The sequence below is a fragment of the Thermus neutrinimicus genome, from assembly GCF_022760955.1.
In the GTDB taxonomy this organism is placed as follows: Bacteria; Deinococcota; Deinococci; order Deinococcales; family Thermaceae; genus Thermus; species Thermus neutrinimicus.
This window is the reverse complement of sequence record NZ_JAKTNU010000002.1, coordinates 167,599-188,484: the sequence shown is the minus strand read 5'-3', so window position 1 is coordinate 188,484 and position 20,886 is coordinate 167,599. Positions and strand designations below refer to the sequence as shown.

The 20,886-nt window shown below is 66.7% G+C and carries 21 protein-coding genes; 6 read left to right on the top strand and 15 right to left on the bottom strand.

The features are described 5' to 3' along the window. The first annotated feature begins 13 nt into the window (after positions 1–13). Positions 14–949, top strand: a complete 936-nt coding sequence (locus L0C59_RS02885) for a GGDEF domain-containing protein (RefSeq protein WP_243089712.1) — start codon at positions 14–16, stop codon at positions 947–949. Here the strand turns inward: L0C59_RS02885 and L0C59_RS02880 are convergent. The 7 genes from L0C59_RS02880 to L0C59_RS02850 form a co-directional block, all read right to left on the bottom strand. Continuing rightward, positions 946–2,025: a prephenate dehydrogenase/arogenate dehydrogenase family protein gene (locus L0C59_RS02880; protein WP_243089711.1), complete on the bottom strand. Its 1,080-nt coding sequence runs from the start codon at positions 2,023–2,025 to the stop codon at positions 946–948. The two genes, L0C59_RS02885 and L0C59_RS02880, sit on opposite strands and share 4 nt — an antisense overlap. Next, positions 2,022–3,056: a 3-deoxy-7-phosphoheptulonate synthase gene (aroF, locus tag L0C59_RS02875; protein WP_243089710.1), complete on the bottom strand. Its 1,035-nt coding sequence runs from the start codon at positions 3,054–3,056 to the stop codon at positions 2,022–2,024. Before aroF ends, L0C59_RS02880 begins: the two co-directional genes overlap by 4 nt. 160 nt (positions 3,057–3,216) lie before the next feature. Further along, the gene (locus L0C59_RS02870; protein ID WP_243089709.1) at positions 3,217–4,035 is read right to left on the bottom strand and encodes a menaquinone biosynthetic enzyme MqnA/MqnD family protein; all 819 of its coding nucleotides are present in this window, start codon (positions 4,033–4,035) and stop codon (positions 3,217–3,219) included. After that, positions 4,035–5,183 carry an aminofutalosine synthase MqnE gene (gene mqnE / locus L0C59_RS02865; RefSeq protein ID WP_243089708.1) on the bottom strand — a complete coding sequence of 383 codons (1,149 nt, stop codon included), beginning with the start codon at positions 5,181–5,183 and terminating at the stop codon, positions 4,035–4,037. Before mqnE ends, L0C59_RS02870 begins: the two co-directional genes overlap by 1 nt. After that, positions 5,180–5,860 carry a PIN domain-containing protein gene (locus tag L0C59_RS02860; protein ID WP_243089707.1) on the bottom strand — a complete coding sequence of 227 codons (681 nt, stop codon included), beginning with the start codon at positions 5,858–5,860 and terminating at the stop codon, positions 5,180–5,182. Before L0C59_RS02860 ends, mqnE begins: the two co-directional genes overlap by 4 nt. A gap of 5 nt (positions 5,861–5,865) precedes the next feature. Then, positions 5,866–6,309, bottom strand: coding sequence for a YqhA family protein (locus L0C59_RS02855; protein WP_243089706.1), 444 nt, complete (start codon positions 6,307–6,309; stop codon positions 5,866–5,868). A gap of 9 nt (positions 6,310–6,318) precedes the next feature. Beyond that, a complete protein-coding gene (locus tag L0C59_RS02850; protein ID WP_243089705.1) occupies positions 6,319–7,353 on the bottom strand; it encodes a substrate-binding domain-containing protein in 1,035 nt (344 codons plus the stop codon). A gap of 81 nt (positions 7,354–7,434) precedes the next feature. Here L0C59_RS02850 and L0C59_RS02845 point away from each other — a divergent pair, with 81 nt between their 5' ends. Genes L0C59_RS02845 through purD form a run of 5 tightly spaced genes read left to right on the top strand, consistent with a single transcriptional unit; the run spans position 7,435 to position 11,801 of the window. Further along, positions 7,435–7,968: a glycerol-3-phosphate acyltransferase gene (locus L0C59_RS02845; RefSeq protein ID WP_243089704.1), complete on the top strand. Its 534-nt coding sequence runs from the start codon at positions 7,435–7,437 to the stop codon at positions 7,966–7,968. Between the two features lie 9 nt (positions 7,969–7,977). Continuing rightward, a complete protein-coding gene (locus L0C59_RS02840) occupies positions 7,978–8,772 on the top strand; it encodes a fumarylacetoacetate hydrolase family protein (RefSeq protein ID WP_243089703.1) in 795 nt (264 codons plus the stop codon). Continuing rightward, on the top strand, positions 8,766–9,662 hold the full coding sequence (locus tag L0C59_RS02835; RefSeq protein WP_243089702.1) for an MBL fold metallo-hydrolase: 897 nt from the start codon (positions 8,766–8,768) through the stop codon (positions 9,660–9,662). Before L0C59_RS02840 ends, L0C59_RS02835 begins: the two co-directional genes overlap by 7 nt. Positions 9,663–9,666: 4 nt before the next feature. Beyond that, a complete protein-coding gene (purN, locus tag L0C59_RS02830) occupies positions 9,667–10,557 on the top strand; it encodes a phosphoribosylglycinamide formyltransferase (RefSeq protein ID WP_243089701.1) in 891 nt (296 codons plus the stop codon). Further along, positions 10,554–11,801 carry a phosphoribosylamine--glycine ligase gene (gene purD, locus L0C59_RS02825; RefSeq protein WP_243089700.1) on the top strand — a complete coding sequence of 416 codons (1,248 nt, stop codon included), beginning with the start codon at positions 10,554–10,556 and terminating at the stop codon, positions 11,799–11,801. The genes purN and purD overlap by 4 nt, the downstream gene beginning before the upstream one ends. Before the next feature lie 10 nt (positions 11,802–11,811). On the opposite strand, the gene L0C59_RS02820 is transcribed toward purD, so the two are convergent. The 8 genes from L0C59_RS02820 to L0C59_RS02785 are packed head-to-tail and all read right to left on the bottom strand — an operon-like array spanning position 11,812 to position 20,836. Then, positions 11,812–13,719, bottom strand: coding sequence for a 3'-5' exonuclease (locus L0C59_RS02820; RefSeq protein ID WP_243089699.1), 1,908 nt, complete (start codon positions 13,717–13,719; stop codon positions 11,812–11,814). Continuing rightward, positions 13,716–14,075, bottom strand: coding sequence for a response regulator transcription factor (locus L0C59_RS02815; protein ID WP_243089698.1), 360 nt, complete (start codon positions 14,073–14,075; stop codon positions 13,716–13,718). The genes L0C59_RS02820 and L0C59_RS02815 overlap by 4 nt, the downstream gene beginning before the upstream one ends. Next, a complete protein-coding gene (locus tag L0C59_RS02810; RefSeq protein WP_243089697.1) occupies positions 14,050–16,551 on the bottom strand; it encodes a sensor histidine kinase in 2,502 nt (833 codons plus the stop codon). The genes L0C59_RS02815 and L0C59_RS02810 overlap by 26 nt, the downstream gene beginning before the upstream one ends. Further along, positions 16,548–16,724 carry a hypothetical protein gene (locus L0C59_RS02805; protein WP_243089696.1) on the bottom strand — a complete coding sequence of 59 codons (177 nt, stop codon included), beginning with the start codon at positions 16,722–16,724 and terminating at the stop codon, positions 16,548–16,550. The genes L0C59_RS02810 and L0C59_RS02805 overlap by 4 nt, the downstream gene beginning before the upstream one ends. Then, positions 16,721–18,469 carry a putative nucleotidyltransferase substrate binding domain-containing protein gene (locus L0C59_RS02800; protein WP_243089695.1) on the bottom strand — a complete coding sequence of 583 codons (1,749 nt, stop codon included), beginning with the start codon at positions 18,467–18,469 and terminating at the stop codon, positions 16,721–16,723. The genes L0C59_RS02805 and L0C59_RS02800 overlap by 4 nt, the downstream gene beginning before the upstream one ends. After that, entirely contained in the window at positions 18,429–18,794 is a 366-nt protein-coding gene (locus tag L0C59_RS02795) for a hypothetical protein (protein ID WP_243089694.1), read from the bottom strand. The genes L0C59_RS02800 and L0C59_RS02795 overlap by 41 nt, the downstream gene beginning before the upstream one ends. A 41-nt stretch (positions 18,795–18,835) precedes the next feature. Continuing rightward, on the bottom strand, positions 18,836–20,578 hold the full coding sequence (locus tag L0C59_RS02790; RefSeq protein WP_243089693.1) for a sodium:solute symporter family protein: 1,743 nt from the start codon (positions 20,576–20,578) through the stop codon (positions 18,836–18,838). Positions 20,579–20,587: 9 nt separating this feature from the next. Further along, a complete protein-coding gene (locus L0C59_RS02785) occupies positions 20,588–20,836 on the bottom strand; it encodes a DUF4212 domain-containing protein (RefSeq protein WP_243089692.1) in 249 nt (82 codons plus the stop codon). Between the last annotated feature and the right edge of the window lie 50 nt (positions 20,837–20,886).

Sequence of the window (20,886 nt, the reverse complement as noted above, 5' to 3'; positions counted from 1 at the left end):
CTACTCTGGAGGCATGGATGGCCGGGGCCGGTTCTTCTACCTTGCCAGCTGGGTGGGGATGGCCCTCGGCCTCCTGCTACAGGTGCGGCGGTTCCCACCCCAGGGCCCTGAGGTCTTTCTCTATGCCCTTCTCCTCCTCTGGGCCCTTTGGGCCATGCGCAAAGGGCCCAAGTCCGCACCCCGCCTTCTTCTCCACCCCTTGGGAGCGTACCTGCTCTTTGAGATGTGGCGGGTGGGGGAAGCCTGGCCCTTGGCCGGGTTCTTTGCCCCTGCCCTTTACTTGCTGGCGGGGTTCGCCTATCCTCCGTGGTCCTGGGGTTACCTCCTAGGGGCCTTGTGGGGCGGGGTTTTGGTGTTGGCTCCCGTGGTTTGGGGCCGGGGCCTGGACTTCTGGCCCCATTTTGCCGTGAGCCAGGCCATCCTCCTCTCCCTCACCTTTCTCTTAGCCCGCTTCCGGGAGCTTCACGGCCAGATCCGTTTCTGGCGGGAGCAGGCCCTCACCGATCCCCTGACCGGCCTGCCCAACCGCCGCGCCCTGGAGATGGCCATAGAGCGGGAGGCCGCCCGGGTGGACCGAGGGGAGAAGCCGTTTAGCTTGGTCCTTTTGGACCTGGACCACTTCAAGCGGGTGAACGACACCCAGGGCCACCAGGAAGGGGACCGGCTTCTGAAGGAGGTGGCCCAGTTCCTGATCGCCCACGTCCGCCACGGGGATTTGGTGGGGCGTTGGGGTGGGGAGGAGTTCGCCATCCTTCTCCCCCGCGCCGAGGAGGGGGAGGCCATGCGGGTAGCGGAGAGGCTCAGGGCGGAGCTTAGCCGCTTGGGCGTGTCGGGAAGCTTTGGGGTGGCGGTGTACCGGGGGGATGTGAAGGAGGTTTTCCAAAGGGCCGATAGTGCCCTGTACTTGGCCAAAAAGAGGGGCAGGAACCGGGTGGAGCGGGCTCCTTAGGGGATCCGGTACCCCACCTGGGAAAGCACCTCCCGGGCCTTTTCCCGCTCCTCCCGGCTGGCGAAGCCCAGGCGGATGGCCCCGGCCTCCTCCCGGATGGTGAGGACCTCGATGTCCTTGATGTTGACCCCGGCCTCCCCCAAGGCGGTGGCGATCCGGGCGATCTGGCCCGGGCGGTCTGGCACCTGGACCACCAGGTCGTGCATCTCGGGGAGGAGGCTTCGGCGCACGATGGGGAGGCTATCCCGGGTGCGCTTGGCTTCCTCCGCCGCCTGTAGCAGGGCCTCGGGTTCGTCCAGGAGCCCCTCCAGTTCCCAAAGGACCCCCCTCAGCTCCTCCATGGCCTCCCTGAGGGCTTCCTTGTTCTCCACCACCATGTCCCGGCTCATCCTGGGGGAGCCGGAGGCCACCCGGGTGAGGTCGCGGAATCCCCCGGCCGCCAAAAACATCAGGAGGTCCCGGTGGGGGCTATGGGCCACCAGGCGGTTCAGGGCCACCGCCAGGAGGTAGGGCAGGTGGGAGATGCGGGCCACCAAGTTGTCGTGAAGCTCCGGGGTCATCTCCAAGGGGTAGGCCCCCAGGGCCTCCACCAGCTTCCGGATTCCCTCCTTGGCCTGGGGGCTGGTCCGCCTTGTGGGGGTTAGGACCCAGATGGCGTTTTGCAGAAGGCCCGCGTGGGCGTTTTCCACCCCGGCCCGTTCGCTTCCCGCCATGGGGTGGCCCCCCAGGAAGTGGGGGAGGAGGCCTTCCAGGGCCCCCACCACCTGGGCCTTGACGCTACCCACGTCGGTCCAGAGGCTTTCCGGGTTGGCGAAGGGGGCCAGGGCCTTCCCCAGACCCACCAGGGCCCCCACGGGGGCCGCCAGGACGCCCAGCTCCAGCTCCCCTACCCAGGGGCCGGGCTCAGGGTGGATCCGGTCCGCCACCCCCAGGAAAAGGGCTTTTTCCAGGGCCTCGGGATCCTGGTCGTAGGCGTGGACCTCCTCGGCCAGGAAGCGTTCCTTTAGCCCCAGGGCCACGCTCCCGCCCAGAAGCCCCACACCGAAGATGCCCACCTTGGCGAAAAGCGGCTTCATCCCAGAACGGGAGCGGCGAGGGTTTTGCCCAGGGCCTCCACCAGGCGCCGGGCCTTGGCCATGAGCTCGGCGAACTCGTGCTCGTGGAGCTGCTGGGCGGCATCGGAAAGGGCCTTTTCCGGTTCGGGATGGGTTTCCACGATGAGGCCATCCGCCCCGGCGGCCAGACCCGCCAGGGCCAGGGGAATGACCCATTCCCGCCGGCCTGCGGGGTGGGAGGGGTCCACCCAGACGGGAAGGTGGGTAAGGCTCTTGAGCACGGGGATTGCGGAGACATCCAGGGTGTAGCGGGTGGCCTTCTCAAAGGTGCGGATGCCCCGCTCCACCAGGATGACCTGCATGTTGCCCCGGGAGAGGATGTACTCCGCGCTCATCAGGAACTCTTCCAGGGTCATGCTCATGCCCCGCTTGAGGAGGACGGGTTTCCCCGCCTCACCCACCGCCTGAAGCAGGGGGAAGTTCTGGGCGTTGCGGGCCCCCACCTGCAGCACGTCGGCATACTCCGCCACCAGCTCCACCTGGTCTGGGGATAAGACCTCGGTGACCACGGGAAGTCCCGTTTCCCGGCGGGCCTCCGCCAGGATCCTTAGGCCCTCCAGCCCCAGGCCCTGGAAGGCGTAGGGGCTAGTCCTGGGCTTGAAGGCTCCGCCCCGGAGCATGGCGGCCCCGTGGGCCTTCACGTAACGCGCCGCTTTCAGGGTCTGCTCCCTCGACTCCACCCCGCAAGGGCCTGCGGCCACGAGGACGTGGTCGCCTCCGGTTTTGCCGGTGGGAAACTCCAGGATGGTGGGGAAGGGTTGGACCTCGAGGCTCGCCAGCTTGTAGGGCTTGGAGATGGGAATGACGTCCGCTACCCCGGGAAGGGCCCGGAAGTGCTCCATCAGCTCCGGGGTGGGCCCCCGGCCGATGGCCCCCACCAGGGTGGTCTCCACCCCCCGGGAGATGTGGGGCCGGTAGCCCACCTTCTCGATCTCCCGGATCACCTCATCCAGCTCCGCATCCGTGTGTCCCCGCTTCATCACGATCAGCATCTTGGCCTCCCAAAAGCCTCGGGCGCCCCCTTTTTGGGGGCGCCCTCTTGCGAAAAACCCTATGCAGGCCGCAGGGCGCCCCCGGCGGGATAATAAAAGCCGAAGTGGCGCCCAAGGGTCCGCATATTGCCTCCAAGGATAGGGGAAGGGAAGGACGCTGTCAAGGGGCTTCGGGGTAGTAGGCAGGGACAAAGGAAAGGCCCAGGGCTTGGGCGAAGGCCTGTAGGCCCAGGCGGTCGGGCTCCTCCAGGTGGTAGCGGAAGTTCCACAGGTAGTGTTCCATAAGGGCAGGCTGGACTCCCAGCCGCCTGGCCTCGGCCTCGGCCACCTCCCCGAGCCGGGCAAGCCCCTGGCGCCGGGCCCGCCTTAAGGCCTGTACCAACTCCAGGGGGGGAGGGGTTTCCTTGCGGTAGGCCCAGACGGCGAAGACAAAGGGAAGGCGGGTGCGCTCGAACCAGAGCATGGAGAGATCCAGCACCTCCACCTCCCCAAAGCGGGTGGGCAGGGCGTGGGGGGTTTCGGGAAGGCGGTCCAGGAGGCTGGCGTAGGCCCTTATGGCCCTGTCGCCGATCAGCAGGACCCCGTCGTACTCCCGGAGGAGCTCAAGCCCCCCCTCCCGCTTCTCGTACTCGGGAAAGATCCCCCGTTCCCTCAGGAGGAGCTTAAGGAGCTCCACGCTGGTGGCGCTTTCCGCGGTGAGGGCGACCCTTCCCAGGTCTCTAAGCCTTCCCTTGTGGAACAGGTTCACGGAGTACACCCTCCCCAGCACGGCCACGGAGAAGTCGGGAAGAAGCCCGAGCTCCTCCTGGTGCTCCAGGTAGAAGTAGCTGGAAACCAGGGAAAGCCCCACCTCCCCCGAGAGCACCATGCGGTTGAGTTCCGCGGGGACCCCGTGGCGGAGGGTCCAGCCATGGGCTTCCAGGAAATGGTATAGGGGGGCGGTGTTGGCGTAGAGGGGAACCCCTAGGGAGTAGACCATCAGGCCTCTTGCGGAGCCCTGCCTTCCGCGGGTGCGGTGGCGCTCTCCCAGACCCGGATCTCCCGGTAAAGGGCGTCCCGTTCCACGGGGATCCGCCCCGCTTTGCGGATGATTTCCGCCAGCTCCCTCTTGGACAGCCCCTTGGGGGCAGGGCTTCCCGCCATGTGGACGATGCGCTCCTCGATCAGGGTGCCGTCGATGTCCGTGACCCCCCAGTCCAGGGAAACCTGGGCCAGCTCTGGGGTCAGGGTGGCCCAGTACCCCTTGATGTGGGGGATGTTGTCCAGGTAAAGGCGGGCCACGGCCAGGTTGCGGAGGTCGTCCAGACCCGTGGTGAACTCTCGCTTCCCTAGCTTCTTGGCCAGCAGGTTGCCGTCTGGCTGGAAGGCTAAGGGGATGAAGCTCATGAACCCCCCGGTTTCATCCTGGAGCTTGCGCAGGCGGTCCATGTGGTCCAGGCGCTCCTCGAGGGTCTCCATGTGCCCGTAGAGCATGGTGGCGTTGGTGGGGATGCCCAGTTGGTGGGCGGTCCGGTGGATCAAAAGCCACCCCTCCGCGGAGACCTTGGCCCGGGCGATCTCCTTGCGCACCCTCTCGGCGAAGATCTCCGCCCCGCCCCCCGGCATGGCGTCCAACCCCGCCTCCTTAAGGGCCAGAAGCACCTCCTTGTAGGGGAGGCGGGCGATCTTGGAGAAGTGGTGGATCTCCGCCGCCGTCCAGGCCTTCACCTGGACCCCGGGAAAGTTTTCCTTCAGGGCCCTAACCAGGTCCAGGTAGTAGGAAAAGGGTCTTTTGGGGTGGTGGCCCGCCGTCATGTGGATCTCCGTGAGGCCGGGCTGGTACCGCTCCCTTACCCAGGCCACCACCTCCTCCACGTCCCAGTCCCAGGCCCCCTCCTCCCCGAACCTTCTCTGGAAGGCACAGAAGGTACAGCCCACGTAGCAGATGTTGGTCTGGGAAACGCGGAGGGAGTGGACGAAGTAGGTCTTGTGCCCGTGTTTTTTCTCCCGCACCCGGTTGGCCAGGCGCATGAGGCCTGGGAGGTCTTGGGTTTGGTAGAGGATCAGCCCTTCGGCAAAGGTGAGGCGCTCGCCGGCCTCCACCTTCTCGGCGATGGGCCAGAGCTTGGGATCCCGGATGCCCTTCACGGGGAGGAGTCTACCCCTTCCCGGAACCTTTGGACTAGGGCTTCCACTTCCCTTCGCCTCCCCCCCACGCTCTTCCCCGGCAGAAGGCCCCGCAGGTAGCGATCGGTGAGGAGGAGGTCCACGTAGGGGTAGACGGTGGCGGCCATGACCGCGTCCAAAAGGTCGGAGGGCCGGGGTCTGCGGTCTAGGTCCGAGGCCATGCGGGCGAGGAGCTCGGCCAGGAGGCGCACGAAGGGCACCTCCTTGAGGCCGGTGCGCGCCCGGATCTCCTTCAGGGCCGCCTCGAGGGCCTCCCGGTAAGGCAGGCCCCGCAAGGCCTCGGGCAGGCCCTGGAAGGGGGAGAGGTCCGCAGGGGCTTCCCAGCTTCCCCCCCGCCAGAGGAAATCCTCCCGGGAAAGGCCCCGTGCCTGGCGCACGGCCACCTCCTGCCAGGGGCGCACCCAGTACCCCTGGGAAAGCTCGGAGAAGAGGTCCTGCAAGGCGGGGAGCAGGTAGCCTGCCTTTTCCTGGGGACCGCGGATGGGGAAGAGGGTTTCCAGCACGTGGAAGGGGCTGGGTGGGGCCAGGACCCGGCCCTTTAGGGCCAGGTAGAGCTCGCCGAAGGCCTCGTGCCCCCGTTGGCCCAGGCGGTGCTTGGCCATGCGGCTGGCGTGGTTTTGGTCCAGGTAGATGAGCAAACCCCTCAGTCTTTGGCCTTGGCCAGCCAAAGGGCGGAGGCCAGGAGGGCGACCCCGCCGGCGAAGAGGAGGAAATCCAAGGAGGTCTGGGGCTTGAAGGCCGAGGCCTTTTCAAAGAACTTCACCACCAGGATCATGACGATCACCTGGCCCAGCTTGCCCTTGAGGTCCGCCAGGCTTTCCACCGTGAGGACGTTTTCCAGGGGAAGCTCCAGCTTGCGGATGAAAAGCTCGAAAAGGCCCAGGCTGAAGATGAGGAAAACCGCGCTCAAGAGGGCCAGGTCCACGGCGCCCACCAGGACGGGGAGGGCTTCGTCCAAGGGTTTTTGCACCGCAAGGAGGGACTCCTCGAGGGCGTGCCAGGCAAAGTAGAGGGCCCCAAGGAGCATCCCCACCACGGGCAGGAGCATGAGCCAGCGCAAAGGGTAGACCAGGGTTTCCGGGCGCATGGGGAGATTTTAAGGCAGATAGGGAACCCCCGGAGAGGTACGGGTGGAGGCCCGTTCGATCAAGAGGGGCTCAAACCGCACCGTCCGGGGAGGGCCCGCATAGCCCTGCATCCTCTCCAGGAGGAGTTGGGCCGCCCTGGCCCCCATGGCCTCCACCGGCTGGGCGATGGTGGAAAGCCCCACCTCCTCGGTGAAGGGATGGCCGTCAAAGCCCAAAACCCGCACCTCCTTCCCCACGGTAAGCCCTAGCCTTTCCGCCTCCTCCAGGACGCCCAAGGCCACCTGGTCAGCCCCAGCGAAGACGTTGAGGGGTGGGGAGGCCTTCTCCAGGAAATAGCGGAGGGCTAGCCTCCCCCCTTCCTGGGAGAGCCGGGTGGTGTAGAGGTGCTCCTCGGGAAAGGGGCGGCCCGCCGCCTTGAGGGCTTCCCGGAAGCCGGCCAGGCGCTCGGCGAAGACCGTGTGGTGGAAGGCCCGGTCGGGCTCCTCCTCCACCTTCACGGCGAAGACGGGGCCGGGGAAGCGCGCCAGGTATTCCCCGGCCAGGTGGCCCCCCAGGGAGTTGTCCAGGTAGACGGAGTCGTACCGGGGGTTCTTGGCGTCCACCAGCACCACGGGGCGGTCGGTGGGGAGGCGGCCCCCCTCAAAGTGCTCGCTCAGGTCGTAGGAGGCCAGGATGAGGCCGTCGGTGAGGAAGGCCAGGGTGGAGCTTTCCAAGTACCGCCTGAGCCGAGCCTGGGAGAGGATGGGGAAGAGGGCCAGGTCGTAGCGCTTTTCCAGGAGGACGCCTTCGATGCCCTCCACAAGCCTTCGGTAGAACTCCGTGGCCACGAAGGGGAGGAGGACGGAGACCGTGTAGCTTCTCCCTCCCGCGATGCGCCGGGCATGGGGGTTGGGGGTGTAGCCCAGCTCCTCCATGGCCCTGAGCACCCGGGCCCGGGTTTCCGGGCGCACCGCCTTGTGGTTGTTGAGCACCCGGCTCACCGTGCCCAGACCGACCCCGGCCCGGGCGGCCACCTCGAGGATGGTGGGTTTCTTCTTGCTCATAGCCTGTCCTGGTGGAAGCGCTTCATGGAAACTTCCATAACCAGGATAGGGCAAGGGGGGGGTTTTTGCAAGAATGGGGGCATGGCCTACCTGCTTCTGGCGTACCTCCTGGGTTCCCTGGTGGGGGGGCTCCTCTTCTTCCCCGAGGTGCGGGCCAGGGACCTTCCGGGGGGCTCGGGGGTCTTTCGCCATAAGGGCCCTTGGGCCGCCCTTGGGGTGGTGTTGTGGGACCTGGGCAAGGGGGCCTTGGCCCTTCTCCTCGTTCCCCCGGAGTGGCGGGTGTGGGCCGCGGGGGCGGTGGTGGCGGGGCACAACTGGCCCCTTTTCTTCCGCTTCCGGGGCGGGGGAGGGATCGCCCCCTCCCTGGGCTACTTCCTGGCCTGGCTTCCCCGCGAGACCCTGGGGGCGGCCCTTTTGGGCCTGGGGGTGGCGGGGGTCCACCACCTCCTTTACTGGCGGAGGCGCCGTAGGGGCATCTATCCCATCCCCTTCGGGGCCATCTTCGGCTACCTGGCCCTTTTGCTCCTGGCCCCCCAAGAGGGGCGGCTTGCCGCCTTTCTGGTGGCCTTGCTGGTGGCCTCGAGGGGCCTGCAAATCCTCTTGGGAAGATGGTAGTTTTAGGGCATGAAGCTTCTACGCTTTAACGGAGGCCGTTGGGGGATACTGGAGGGGGAGATGGTCCTGGAAACGGATGGCCCCGGGGGAAACCCCACGGGGAGGCGCTACGACCTGGCCTCGGTGCGCCTGCTGGTGCCGGCTACCCCCAGCAAGATCGTGTGCGTGGGGAGAAACTACCGGGAGCACATCCGGGAGATGGGGCACGATTTCGGCCAGGGCCTGCCCAAGGAGCCGGGCCTGTTCCTGAAGGCCCCCAACACCCTGGCCCATCCCGGCAACCCCCGGGACCCCTGGAACACCGGGGATGCCGTGCCCTACCCCTTCTTTACCCAGGAGCTCCACTACGAGGGGGAGCTGGCGGTGGTCGTGGGCGATCGCATGCGGAACGTGCCCCCGGAAAAAGCCCTGGAGCACGTGTTGGGGTACACCATCGCCGTGGACATCACCGCCCGGGATGCCCAGAAGCAGGACCTCCAGTGGGTGCGGGCCAAGAGCGCGGACAAGTTTCTGCCCTTGGGTCCCTGGATCGAAACCGATCTGGACCCGCAGAACACCTGGGTGCGCACCTACGTGAACGACCAGCTTCGGCAGGAGGGGCACACCTCGGCCATGATCTTCAGCGTGGCCGAGATCCTCTCCTACATCTCCAGCTTCATGACCCTGGAGCCCTTGGACGTGGTCCTCACCGGAACCCCGGAGGGCGTGGGGGCCCTGCAGCCGGGGGACAGGCTGGAGGTGGCCATCGAGGGCATCGGCACCCTGCACACCCGGATCGGCCCTAAGGAGGAGCGCCCATGGTGAGGGTCCTGGACCTCCACTTCCAGGGGGCACAGAGGGTTATCGCCAGCTTCCTCCTCGAGGCGGAGGAGGGGCCTGTTCTGGTGGAAACGGGGCCGGAGAGCACCTATCCCCGCCTCGAGGCCGCCTTGAGGCAGGAGGGGGTGGACCCTAAGGAGGTCCGCCATGTCTTCGTGACCCACATCCACCTGGACCACGCCGGGGCCGCATGGCGGTTTGCGGAGCTTGGGGCCACGGTGTACGTGCACCCCCGGGGGGCCCCTCACCTGGTGGATCCCTCGAGGCTTTTGGCCTCCGCCGAGCGCATCTACGGGGCGATGCTGAAACCCCTCTGGGGAGAGCTTAAAGGGGTTCCCCAGGAGCGGGTGCGGGCCTTGGGGGATGGGGAGGTGGTGGACCTCGGGGGGCTTAGGGTCCAGGCCCTGGAAACCTTGGGCCACGCCTCCCACCACCACGCCTACCTGGTGGAGGGCCTCCTCTTCGCCGGGGACATCGCTGGGGTGCGCATAGCCCCGGGGCCGGTTCTGCCCCCTACCCCGCCCCCCGACATCCACCTGGAAACCTGGTACGCCTCCCTGGACCGCCTCCTGGCCCTCAGGCCCGAGGCCCTCTACCTCACCCACTTCGGCCCCTACCGGGACGTGGAGGCCCACCTCCTGGCCTTGCGGGAGGTCTTGGAGGAGTGGGCGGGCTGGGTCCTGCACCGGCTCAAGGAAGGCCTTCCCCTGGAGGAGATGACCCAGCGCTTTGAGGCCTACTGGCGGGAGGGTCTGAGGCGGGCGGGGATGGGGGAGGAGGCGATGCGCCTCTATGAGCTCGCCGACCCCCCCTACATGAACCTGCAAGGTTTGGTGCGTTACTGGCAGAAGCACCACCCGGAGGCCCTGGGATAGACCTATGCTGAGTCCCTTTCCCTTGGGCCGCCCTGCGCGGATGGCGGTGATGGCCTCGGGCCGGGGTACCAACCTGGAGGCCCTCTTGGAGGCTTTCCCCCCCAAAAACCCCTGGGGGGAGGTGGTGCTGGTCCTCTCCGACAACCCGGAGGCTTACGCTTTAAGGCGGGCCTCGAGGCGGGGGGTGGAGGCGGTGGCCATCCCCTGGCGGGGGCGGAAGGCCTTTGAAGGGGAGGCCCTGGGCCTTTTAGAGGCCAGGGGCGTGGACCTGGTGCTCCTGGCCGGCTTCATGCGCCTCCTCTCCCCGGCTTTTGTGGAACCCTGGTACGGCCGCCTTTTGAACATCCACCCCTCCCTCCTTCCCGCCTATCCGGGGCTTCGCGTGCACGCCCGGGTCCTCGAGGCGGGGGAGAGGGAAACGGGCTCCACGGTCCACTTCGTGGACCAGGGGATGGACACCGGTCCCATCGTCCTCCAGGGGCGGGTGCCCGTCCTGCCCGGGGATACCCCGGAAACCTTGGAAAGGCGGGTGCTTTTCCTGGAGCACCGCCTTTACCCAAGGGCGGTGCGCCTGGTGCTTTCGGGACTGGCCTTCCCTCCAGGGGAGGGCCTTAAGGCCCTTCTTGGGGAGGCCTGGCCCCGCTTCCAGGAGTTTGCTCCCGGGGAGAAGCCCCTTTATCTTCGGGCCGTGGCCCTGCTTTCCGCTTGGGGCCTAGGGCACCTTGTGCCCGCCGCCCTGCTGGGCCAGGGAGGGGACTGGGTCCGGGGAGCCTTCCTCGCCGCCCACCTCCTGGCGGAGGACCATCCTGCCCTGCGGCAGGAGCTTTCCGAACTTTCCCGAGAGGTCCGCCTGAGGGCGGAGGATGCCTTAAGGCGGGTAGAATCTCCCCTATGAAGGTGCTGGTGGTGGGTTCCGGGGGGCGGGAGCACGCCCTCCTTTGGAAGGCGGCGCAAAGCCCCCTGGTGGATCGGCTCTACGCCGCCCCTGGCAATGCCGGGATGGCGGCTTTGGCGGAGCTGGTTCCCTGGAATGGGGATGTGGAAGCCCTGGCGGACTGGGCTTTGGGCGAGGGGATAGACCTTACCCTGGTGGGTCCCGAGGCGCCCCTGGTGGAGGGCATCGCCGATGCCTTCCAGAAGCGGGGCCTTTTGCTCTTTGGCCCCACCCAGAAGGCCGCCATGATCGAGGGTTCCAAGGCCTTCGCCAAGGGGCTCATGGAGCGCCACGGCATTCCCACGGCCCGGTACCGGGTATTCCAGGATGCCCTGCTGGCCCTGGAGTACGTGGAGGGCGTGGGTGTGCCCATCGTCATCAAGGACTCCGGCCTGGCGGGGGGCAAGGGGGTGACGGTGGCCTTTGACCTGCACACGGCCAAGCAGGCCATCCTCAACCTTCTCTCCGGCCCCGAGGGAGGGGAGGTGGTGGTGGAGGAATACCTGGAGGGGGACGAGGCCACGGTGCTGGCCCTAACCGACGGGGAGACCATCCTGCCCCTCCTCCCCTCCCAGGACCATAAGCGCCTGTTGGACGGGGACCAGGGGCCCATGACCGGGGGCATGGGGGCCGTGGCCCCTTACCCCATGGAGGCCGCCACCTTGAGGCGGGTGGAGGAGGAGATCCTGAAACCCCTGATCCAGGGTCTGAGGGCGGAAGGGGTGGTTTACCGGGGGGTGGTCTATGCCGGTTTGATGCTGACCCGGGAGGGCCCCAAGGTGCTGGAGTTCAACGCCCGCTTTGGCGACCCCGAGGCCCAGGCCATCCTGCCCCTTTTGCGGAATGATCTGGTGGATCTGGCCCTGAGGGTGGCGGAGGGGCGGCTTAAGGGAACGGAGCTTGCCTGGCGGGAGGGGGCCTCCGCCTGCGTGGTCCTGGCGGCCCCCGGTTACCCGGAAAGCCCGCGGAAGGGCATTCCCCTCCATGTTCCTGAGCCGCCGGAAGGGGTCTTGGTCTTCCACGCGGGGACCCGGTGGGAAGGGAACAGGCTGGTGAGCGCGGGGGGGCGGGTTCTGAACGTGGTGGGGTTGGGGAAGACCCTGGAGGAGGCCCTTTCCCGGGCCTATGGCTTCATTCCCCAGGTGGGCTTCCCCGGGGCCCAGTACCGGAAGGACATAGGCCACAAGGCCCTCCGCCTGGGTTAGGGCCTCGCGGTCAGTACTTGAGCCTGGCCAGGGGCAACCTGGCGCAGGCCCTGAGCACCTCCCCCAGGGTGCGGTAGCCCCTGGCCTTTAGGAGGGGGACCATGCCCGCGAAGACCTCCGCGGTCATGAGGGCGTCCCCCAAGGCGGTGTGCCGGCCGATCACGGGCACGCCGAAGCGCTCCGCCAGGGTTTCCAGGCGGTGGTCCTGGAGGTCGGGGAAGAGCAGGTGGGAAAGGAGCAGGGTGTCCACCAAAGGGGGCTGGTGGAGGCCCACCCGCCTTAGGAAGGCCATGTCAAAGGCCCCGTTGTGGGCCAGGAGCACCGTGTCCTCCAGGAACAGGCGAAACCCCGGGAGCACCTCCTCCAGCTTGGGCTTTTCCCTCAGCATCTCCCAGGTGAGGCCGTGGATCTCGGTGGAAGCCTTGGGGATGGGGCGTCCGGGGTTGACCAGGGCCTCGAAGATCTCGTGGCGGAGCACCTTTTTCCCCAGGATGTGGACCGCCCCCAGGGCGATGATGGCGTCCTTTTCCGGATCCAGGCCCGTGGTTTCCAGGTCGAAGGCGGTGTAGAGGAGGCCCTCCAGGGGAGCCTCCTCCAGCTCCTCGGGGGCATGGAGCAGGGAGAGGTCAAAGACCTCGGCCCGGGGGGGAGGGCCCGCCTTGGCGGGAAGCCGGGGTGCTTCCCGGGCGGGGAGGAGGAGGTGAAGGCGGGCTCCCGCCCACCAGGCGCTCCCGCCGGACCGCTCCACCGCCTCCTTCAGGAGAGGAGGAAGGTCGGGGTGGGCGGGCCCTGGGGGAGGCTTGGGCAGGGCGAGGATGAGGTGGAGCAGGTTGCCCTCACGCTTTCCCTCCAGGAAGGCTTCCTCCTCGTCCTTTAGGGCGGCTGCCAGCCCTCGAGCCAAGGCATAGGTGTCCGCCTGGACCAGGAGGTCCCTGGCCTCCTCCTCCAGGGAGAACCCTGGGGAAACCCCTGTTTCCCGCTCCAGGGCCTGGGCCAGGAGGGCTAAAAGGTCTTCCGCCAATACCTCCGCCGCCTGGGACGGGGCTTCCCAAGAGGCCACCAGCTGGCTGAGCTCCAGGGCGGTGGCCGTGGCGGTCTTGAGGAGGGGCTCGAGGGGGGTTCCCCTGGCCTCCTGCTCCAGGGTCTCGGCTAAGGCCTTGAGCCCCGCCAGCTTGTCCTTTAGGCGGTGGAGGAGGGCGGCATCCCACCCTCCCTGTTCCCGGGCCTCCTCCAGGAGGACCAAAAACCCTTCCTCCCCCTCCAGGGGCACCACCTGGAGCCAAAGGGTCCCCTTGGGGCCCTGGGTTAAGAACCTTTCCCCTGGTAGCCCCAGGGCGTGGACCATGAGCCCCCGGTCCAGGAGGCCGAAGAGGCTTTTGCCCACCCCCAGGCCCTCCCCCAATAGCTCCCGGGCTCCTTGGTTGTAGAGGAGGACCTGGCCCTTGGGGTTGGCCAGCACCACCCCGTGGGGAAGGTGGCCGATGAGGGCGGCCAGCTTCCTCCTTTCCTCCTCCAGGAGGGATTTCGCCTCGGCGATGCGGGTTGCCACCTCCTTCTCCAAGGCCTCCTTTTCCTGCGCCAGGCGGTTGATGAGGTCCGCCAGGGCCCTGAGCTCAAAGGGTCCCCGAAGGCGCAAGCGGTGGCCGGGGTTGGCCAGGACGATCTCCGCCTCCTGGCCCAGGGCCCGGGTGGCGGCCAGGTAGCCCAGGAAGACCGGGTAGAGCAGAACGGCCAGGACCAGGGTGAAGAGGAAGCCCAAGAAAAGGAGCAGGGGTAGCTTCCTTTGGGCCAGGCGGAGGAGTTCCTTCCCCAGGTCCTCCTCTCCCTGAAGGAGGAGGAAAAGGCCCAGGCCCACGGCCCCCCCCACCAGGAGGAGGCCCAGGAGGAGGGCTCCCAAAAAGCGTAACGTCTCCCTCATCTTCCCCCCAAGAGCCCTTCCACCTGGGAAAGGAGGTCCTGGATGCCAAAGGGCTTGGCCATGAAGGCCTCGGCTCCCAGGGCCAAGGCCTTGGCCCGGTCCGCCTCCCGCCCCCGGGCGGTGAGGACCAGGACCTTGGGCCTTTGGGGTAGGGCCTTGGTCCGCTCCAAAACGGCGAAGCCATCCATTCCCGGAAGCATGAGGTCCAGCACCATGAGGTCGAAGGCGTCTTGGGATAGGGCCTTTAGGGCCTCCTCCCCCGTGCGGGCCAGAACCACCTCGTGCCCCGCCTTCTTCAAGAGGAACTCCAAGGGCACCAGAATGCTTTCCTCATCGTCCACCACCAGAATCCTCATGCTCCACCTCCAGGGGAAGGGTGAAGGCGAAGGCGGCCCCCTCCCCCTCTTCCAAAAAGATCCGTCCCCCTAGGCTTTCCACGAGTCTCCTTGCCAGGAAAAGGCCAAGGCCCGTGCCTCCGGAGAAGCTCTGGAAGGGTTCGAATACCAAGGTCCTGGCCTGGGGGGGTACTCCGGGACCATCGTCGAAGACCCGGAAAAGGGCCTCTTGGTTGGCGAGGGTAAGCTCCAGGCGCACCCGGCTGCGGGCGTGGCGCAGGGCATTGTGGAGGAGGTTCAAAAGCACCTGGAGGACCCGGTCCCGGTCCGTGAGGGCTTGGACCCCCACCAGTTGCGACTCTAGGGCAATGCCCCTTTCCCGGGCCAGGGGTTCCACCAGGGCCAGGGCTTCCTCGGCCAGGGCCCGAAGGTCCGTGGGGCCACGGGAGAGGGGCACCCCCGCCTGAAGCCGGGTGTAGGCCAAGACCTCCTCCACCAGGCGGGAGAGCCGGGCGGTTTCCTTAGCCAAAAGGGAAACGAAGCGCCCACGCTCCTCTTCAGGGAGGCCGGGGTTGGCCTCGAGGATCTCCGCCAGGGCCCGCACGGCGGTGAGGGGGGTTTTGAGCTCGTGGGACACCGCGGCCAGGAGCTCATCCTTAGCCTGGTCCAGGGCCTTCAGGCGCTCATAGGCTTCGGCAAGCTCCTTCCTGGCCTCCTCGAGGGCCTGGGCGTAGGCCCGAAGTTCCCGGGATTCCCGGGCCGCCTCCTCCACCTCCTCCCGCAGGGCTTCCGGGGGAGCCTCCCGGGTGACGGAGAGGAGGAGGAGCTTGGCAGTGGCAGGCCCCACGGACCCCGCCAGAAGGGTTTCCGCGAGCCCTGCCGCTTCCCGGCCCGGGAGGGCCTGGGCCTGGCGGCGGAAGTTTTCCTCCGCCTCGGGCCCCAAAACCCGCCGGAGAAGGGCGGCGAGCTCCTCCACCTCCCCTGTGCGCTCCTCCTGCAAGGCCTTCCGCCGGGTGAAGAGGGAAACCCCCAGGGTGAGGGCTAGATTTACGGTAAGGCTCGCCAGAAACCCGTGGACCACGGGATCCAGGCCCTGGATTCCCAAAAGCCCTTCCGGCTTTAAAAGGGGGTGGGGGCCCTCCAGGAAAAAGGCGGGGAGCCAGCCCGAGCGGGCCAGGGCTGGGAGGAAAAGGGTATAGGCCCAGAGGAGGATTCCCCCCAGAAGACCCGCCAAGGCCCCCTGGGGAGTGGCCCCCTTCCAGTAGAGCCCTAAGAGCCCCGCTGGGGCCAGCTGGGCCACGGCCACAAAGGAGATGAGGCCCATGGCCACCAGGGCATAGGCCTCCCCCGCCAGGCGGAAGTAGAGGTAGGCCAGGAGCATCACCGCCAGGATGGAGATCCTGCGCCAGAGGAGGAGGCTTCCTAGGGCCCGGAAACGGAGGAGAAGGGGGGAGAGGAGGTGGTTGGAGATGAGGATGGAAAGGGCCAGGCTTTCCACCACCACCATGGCCGTGGCCGCTGAAACCCCGCCCAGGAAGGCCAGAAGGGCCAAGGGGGCGTTGCCAAGCTCGAGGGGTAGGGCCAGCACGTAGAGGTCCGGGTTTCCCTGGGGCAGGAGGAGCCGGCCCCAAAGGGCCAGGGGAAGGACGGGCAGGTTGATGAGGAGCAGGTACAAGGGGAAGGCCCAGGCCGCCAGGCGGAGGTGCTGGGGGTCAGTGTTCTCCACCACGCTCACGTGGAACTGGCGGGGCAGGAAGAGGAAGGCCAGGCCGGAAAGGACCACCAGGCTGCTCCACTCCAGGTGGCCGGTAAGGCCCTCCTGGGGAAGGAGGAGGGGGAGGAGCTCGGGATGGCCCTGGACCCTGGGAAAGGGGTTTCCCAGTTGCCAAAGGACCACCCCTCCCACGAGGAGGAGGGCGATAAGCTTCACGAAGGACTCAAAGGCCACCGCCAGCACCAGGCCCTGATGCCGTTCCGAGGGGTCCAGGCGGCGGGTGCCGAAGAGGATGGCGAAGAGGGCCAGGAGCAAGGCGGTGGGCAAGGCGATGTCTGCCAGGGGCTCCTCCTCGCCCCGGAGGAAGAGGAAGGCCTGGGCGATGGCCTTTAGCTGCAGGGCCAGGTAGGGAAGCAGGCCCACCACCAAAAAGGCGGCGGCCAGGGGGCCCAGGAGGCTATGGCCGAAGCGCAGGTAGAGGAAGTCGGCCCAGGAGGTGAGGCGGTGGGCTCGGGCCAGGGAAAGCAACCTTTCATGGAGAAACGGCCACAGGAGAAGGGCCAGGGTGGGTCCCAGGTAGATGGGAAGAAAGCTGGCCCCCTCCGTGGCCGCCCGGCCCACGCTTCCCATGAAGGTCCAGGCGGTGGCGTAGACCGCCAGGGAAAGGGTGTACGCCCAGGGGCTTTGGACCCAAGCCCGCCCCCGCCCCTCCCCCAGGAGGGCCACCAGGAAGAGGAGGCCCAGGTAGAGGAAAAGGCTTAGGAGGAGAAGGAAAGGGTTCATGGCCGGCGGAATAGGAGGTAGGCCAGAAGCACCACCAAGCCCCAGGAGGCGTAGAGGTAGAGGTAAAGGGGAGGAAGGCCCCAAGGCCCCAGGGGCATGGGGAAGATCAGGCTTACGGGGAAGAGGAAAAGGAAAAGGGCCAGGAGGAAAAGGGCAAAGGGCCTCTCCTTCATCGCAACTGGAAGCGGCTTGCGGTGCTCTCCTGCATCTCGGCGATGGTCCGGAAACCCTCGAGGGCCTTGCGCTTCTCCCCGGGGCTTAAGCTAGCCCAGAGCACCCGGTTTTCCACCGGCTTTCCCTGGTGCAAAGCCGCAAGCTGGTGCCTTAGGCGCAGGGTAAAGAAGAAGCGGAAGGCTTCTTCCAGCCTTTCCGCACCCTCCTGGCTTAAGGTCCCACCCTCGGCTGCTGCCTTGAGCCTCTCCACCGTCCCCTTGGCCAGACTCCCCGCCGTGAGGGCGTAAAGCCGGGCCAGGGCCACGATGGGGGCAATGGCGTGGCGCTTGAGGTCCACAAAGCCCTCCTCCGTGCGCACCCTTCCGAAGAGGCCTAAGGGAGGGCGGAACTCCAGGCTGGCCCGGGCCAGGTGGTAAAGGAAGACCCCCTTCCGGCTGCCCTCCAGGATGGTCTCCTCCAGGGGCTTTAGGGAAAGGCTACCCGCCGCCTTGCGCAGGTCAAAGAAGATCTGGGTTTCCAGGAGGGCCTGGGGCTCGGGGGCCTCCATCCAGCGGCGGAAGGTTTCCTGCCATTCCCCCAGGGTTTTGCGCCAGCGGGTGGCCATGTATCCCCCCTTGCACTCGGGGATCCCCGCCCGGATAAGCCCCCCCACCACGTGCTCCGCCAGGGCCTGGAAGTAGGCCTCGTGATCCTGGCTTTCCAGGGCCAGGGCGTTGTCCTGGTCCGTCAAGAGGGCCTGCTCCCTTCGCCCCTCGGAGCCGAAAACCATGAAGCTATAGGCAACTGGGGCCGGGCCCAAGGCCCTTTCCGCTTCCTTGGCCAGCCGGCGGATGAGGGCGTCGTTCAAGGAGGCCACCACCCGGCCGATCTCCACCCCGCCCAGGCCCCGTTGGAAAAGGCCCTCCACCAAGGAGGCCACCTCGAGGCCATACCGGGAAAGCTCCAGCCTTTCGATCCGCCGGAGGAGGACCAAGGGGCTTTGGGCCTGGTTGAGGAGCAGGTCGGTATGGGTGACCACCCCCACCACCTGCCCCCCTTCCGTAAGGGGCAGGTGGTGGATGCCCCGCTCCACCATGGCCGCCAGGGCCTCATAGATGGGGGTGTCCGCTGGAAGGGAGAAAAGGGGGGCGGTCATCACCTCCCCCACGGGGGTGGAAGGGGGGCGGCCCTCGGCCAGGACCCGGTTTCTCAGGTCGCGGTCCGTGAGGATGCCCAAGGGTTCCCCCTCCACCAGCAGGCTGGAGATGCCCTCTTGGCGCATCCTTCGGGCGGCCTCTTCCACCGTGGCCGAAGGGGGGATAAAGGAAGGGGAACGGCGGACCAGGCTTCCCACCGGGGCCAAGAGGGAGGGTTCTAGGTCCATGCGAAGCCGCACCCTCTCCACGAGGCCCTGGCCGAAGAAGCGGGCGATTTCCGGGTGGGCCAGTAGCCTTTGGAAGGCCTCCTTGGGAAAGGACAGGACCTTGACCGGGGTTTTGGCCACCACGCTTAGGGCCGGGGGTTCGCCGGAAAGGAGGGAAGGGAAGCCGAAGAACTCCCCCGCCTCCAGGGTTCCCACCTCCCGTTCCCCGTCCAGGAGGGCCACCTGGCCTTCCAGGAGGAGGTAGAGGTTTTGCGCGGGTGCCCCCCCCTGTTCCAAAAGCGGGGTGCCCGGGGGATGGGCTTCCTCCTGGGCCTGGTGGAGAAGGGTCTCGAGGTCCGCTTCAGGAAGGGCGTTTAAGGGAGGAATCTTCCGGGGATCCATAGGCGGGGGTTAACCAGGCCACCAGGGGAATGAGGTAGTGCAAGGCCACCTGGGCCTGGAGCAGGATCAGAAGGCCTATCCCCAGCATGAAGGCTGGGGGCAGGAGGATGAAAAGCCGCACCACGCGACCGATGCCTGGAGGAGGGAGGGACCAAAGCCGGTGGTAAAGGATGCCCAGCCCCATCCCCAAGGCGGTTCCCAGGGCGATCTGGAAAAGCATCCTGGGAGTGGGAAAGGGCAAGCCCAAAAGGTAGTGGCCGCTCAGGTAGAAACCAAAGAGGACCACCAGGCTTCCCAGGTAGAACCGCAGGTAAAGGAGGCGCATAGGAACATTGTAGGGGGGCCTTGGCCCCCCTTTTCCCTTGCTTAGTGCTCAGCTGCCTGGCCTGCGCCCTTGGGGATGCGGATCTCCTCCACCAGGTGCTGGATATGCTCCGGGGGTGGAGGCGTGGCCCGGGAAACCAGGTACGCAACCACAAAGTTGAGGATCATGCCGATAACCCCGACCCCTTCCGCACTGATGCCAAAGAGGTTGGGGATGACGGGGGCTGGTGCCCCGAAGATCTGGGGTGCCCGCATCATCCCGATCATCACCGCGGTGAAGATGAGGCCCACCAGGATGCCAGCGATGGCTCCTTCCCGGTTCATCCGCTTGTCAAAGATGCCCAAGAGGATGGCGGGGAAGAGGCTCGCCGCTGCCAGGCCGAAGGCGAAGGCCACCACCTGGGCCACGAAGCCCGGCGGGTTCACCCCGAAGTAACCGGCCAGGACCACCGCCAAAAGGATCACGATGCGGCCCGCCAAGAGGCGCTGGGCCTCGGTGGCGTTGGGGCGGAAGATGCGGTAGTAGATGTCGTGAGAGATGGCGCTGGACATGGCCAAGAGCAGGCCCGCGGCCGTGGAAAGGGCTGCCGCCAGACCGCCTGCAGCCACCAGGGCGATCACCCAGGGGGCCAGCTTGGCCACCTCCGGCGTGGAGAGCACGATGATGTCGTTGTCAATGTGCACCTCGTTTCTGCTCTTCTCGTCGGGGGTGTTGAAGTCCGGCCTGCCGCCTTTCAAGGCGAAGGCTCGGCCTGGGGCCACGGTGACTTTGCCGTCCCCGTCTTTGTCCACGAAGGCCAAGAGCTTGGTCTTCTCCCACTTGGCCACCCAGTCGATCTGGCGCACTTCCTCTAGGGTCTTGCCATGCAGGGTGCTGATGAGGTTGTAACGGGCAAAGGCGGCAACCGCCGGGGCCGTGGTGTAGAGGAGGGCGATGAAGAGCAGGGCCCAGCCAGCAGAATAGCGGGCCGAGCGTACGTCGGGCACCGTGTAGAAGCGAATGATCACGTGGGGGAGCCCAGCCGTCCCCACCATCAGGGCCAGGGTGATGGCCAGGATATCGATCATGGGCTTGCCCTGGAAGGGCTTGGTGTACTCGGTGAAGCCCAGGTCAACCTGGATCTGGTTCAGGCGGCTCACCAGGTCGCTGAAGGTGAAAGCTAGCTGGGGAACGGGGTTGCCGGTGAGGACGTTGGCGATGGCGATGGCAGGAATGAGGTAGGCGATGATGAGCACCGAATACTGGGCCACCTGGGTCCAGGTGATGCCCTTCATCCCCCCCAGCACCGCGAAGAAGGCCACCACCGCCACCCCGATGATGACCCCGGTGGCGATGTCCACCTGCAGAAAACGGCTGAACACGATGCCCACGCCCCGCATCTGCCCGGCCACGTAGGTGAGGGAGATGAAGATGGTGGCAATGGCGGCCACGGCGCGGGCGGTGTGGGAGTAGTAGCGATCTCCAATGAAGTCGGGCACCGTGTACTTTCCGTACTTGCGCAGGTAGGGGGCCAGCAGGAGGGCCAGAAGCACATATCCTCCCGTCCAGCCCATGAGGTAGACGGCGCCGTCATACCCCATGAAGGAGATGAGGCCCGCCATGGAGATGAAGCTGGCGGCGGACATCCAGTCGGCAGCGGTGGCGGCTCCGTTGGCGATGGCGGGCACGCCGCGGCCGGCCACGTAGAATCCCGCGGTTTCCCGAACTCGGCTGGCGTAGCCGATGTAGATATAAAGGGCAAAGGTGATGCCCACAAGGAGATAGGTCCACGCTTCAACGCTCATCTTCTCCTCCTACTCGTGCACGCCGTAGTGGCGGTCCAGCTGGTCCATCTTCCAAGCGTAGTAGAAGATGAGGATGACGAAGACGTAAATGCTGCCCTGCTGGGCGAACCAAAAGCCCAAGGGGAGGCCCCCTAGGCGGATGCCGTTTAAGGGCTCCACCAGGAGGATGCCGAAGACGTACGAGACCAGGGCCCAAACGATGAGCAGGTTTCGTATGAGTGAGGTGTTGGCCTTCCAGTACCCTTCCAGGTTGCTCATAACTCCCTCCCCCGCTAGGGAAGCGCTCCATGCGCTCCTTTTTTGCCTCC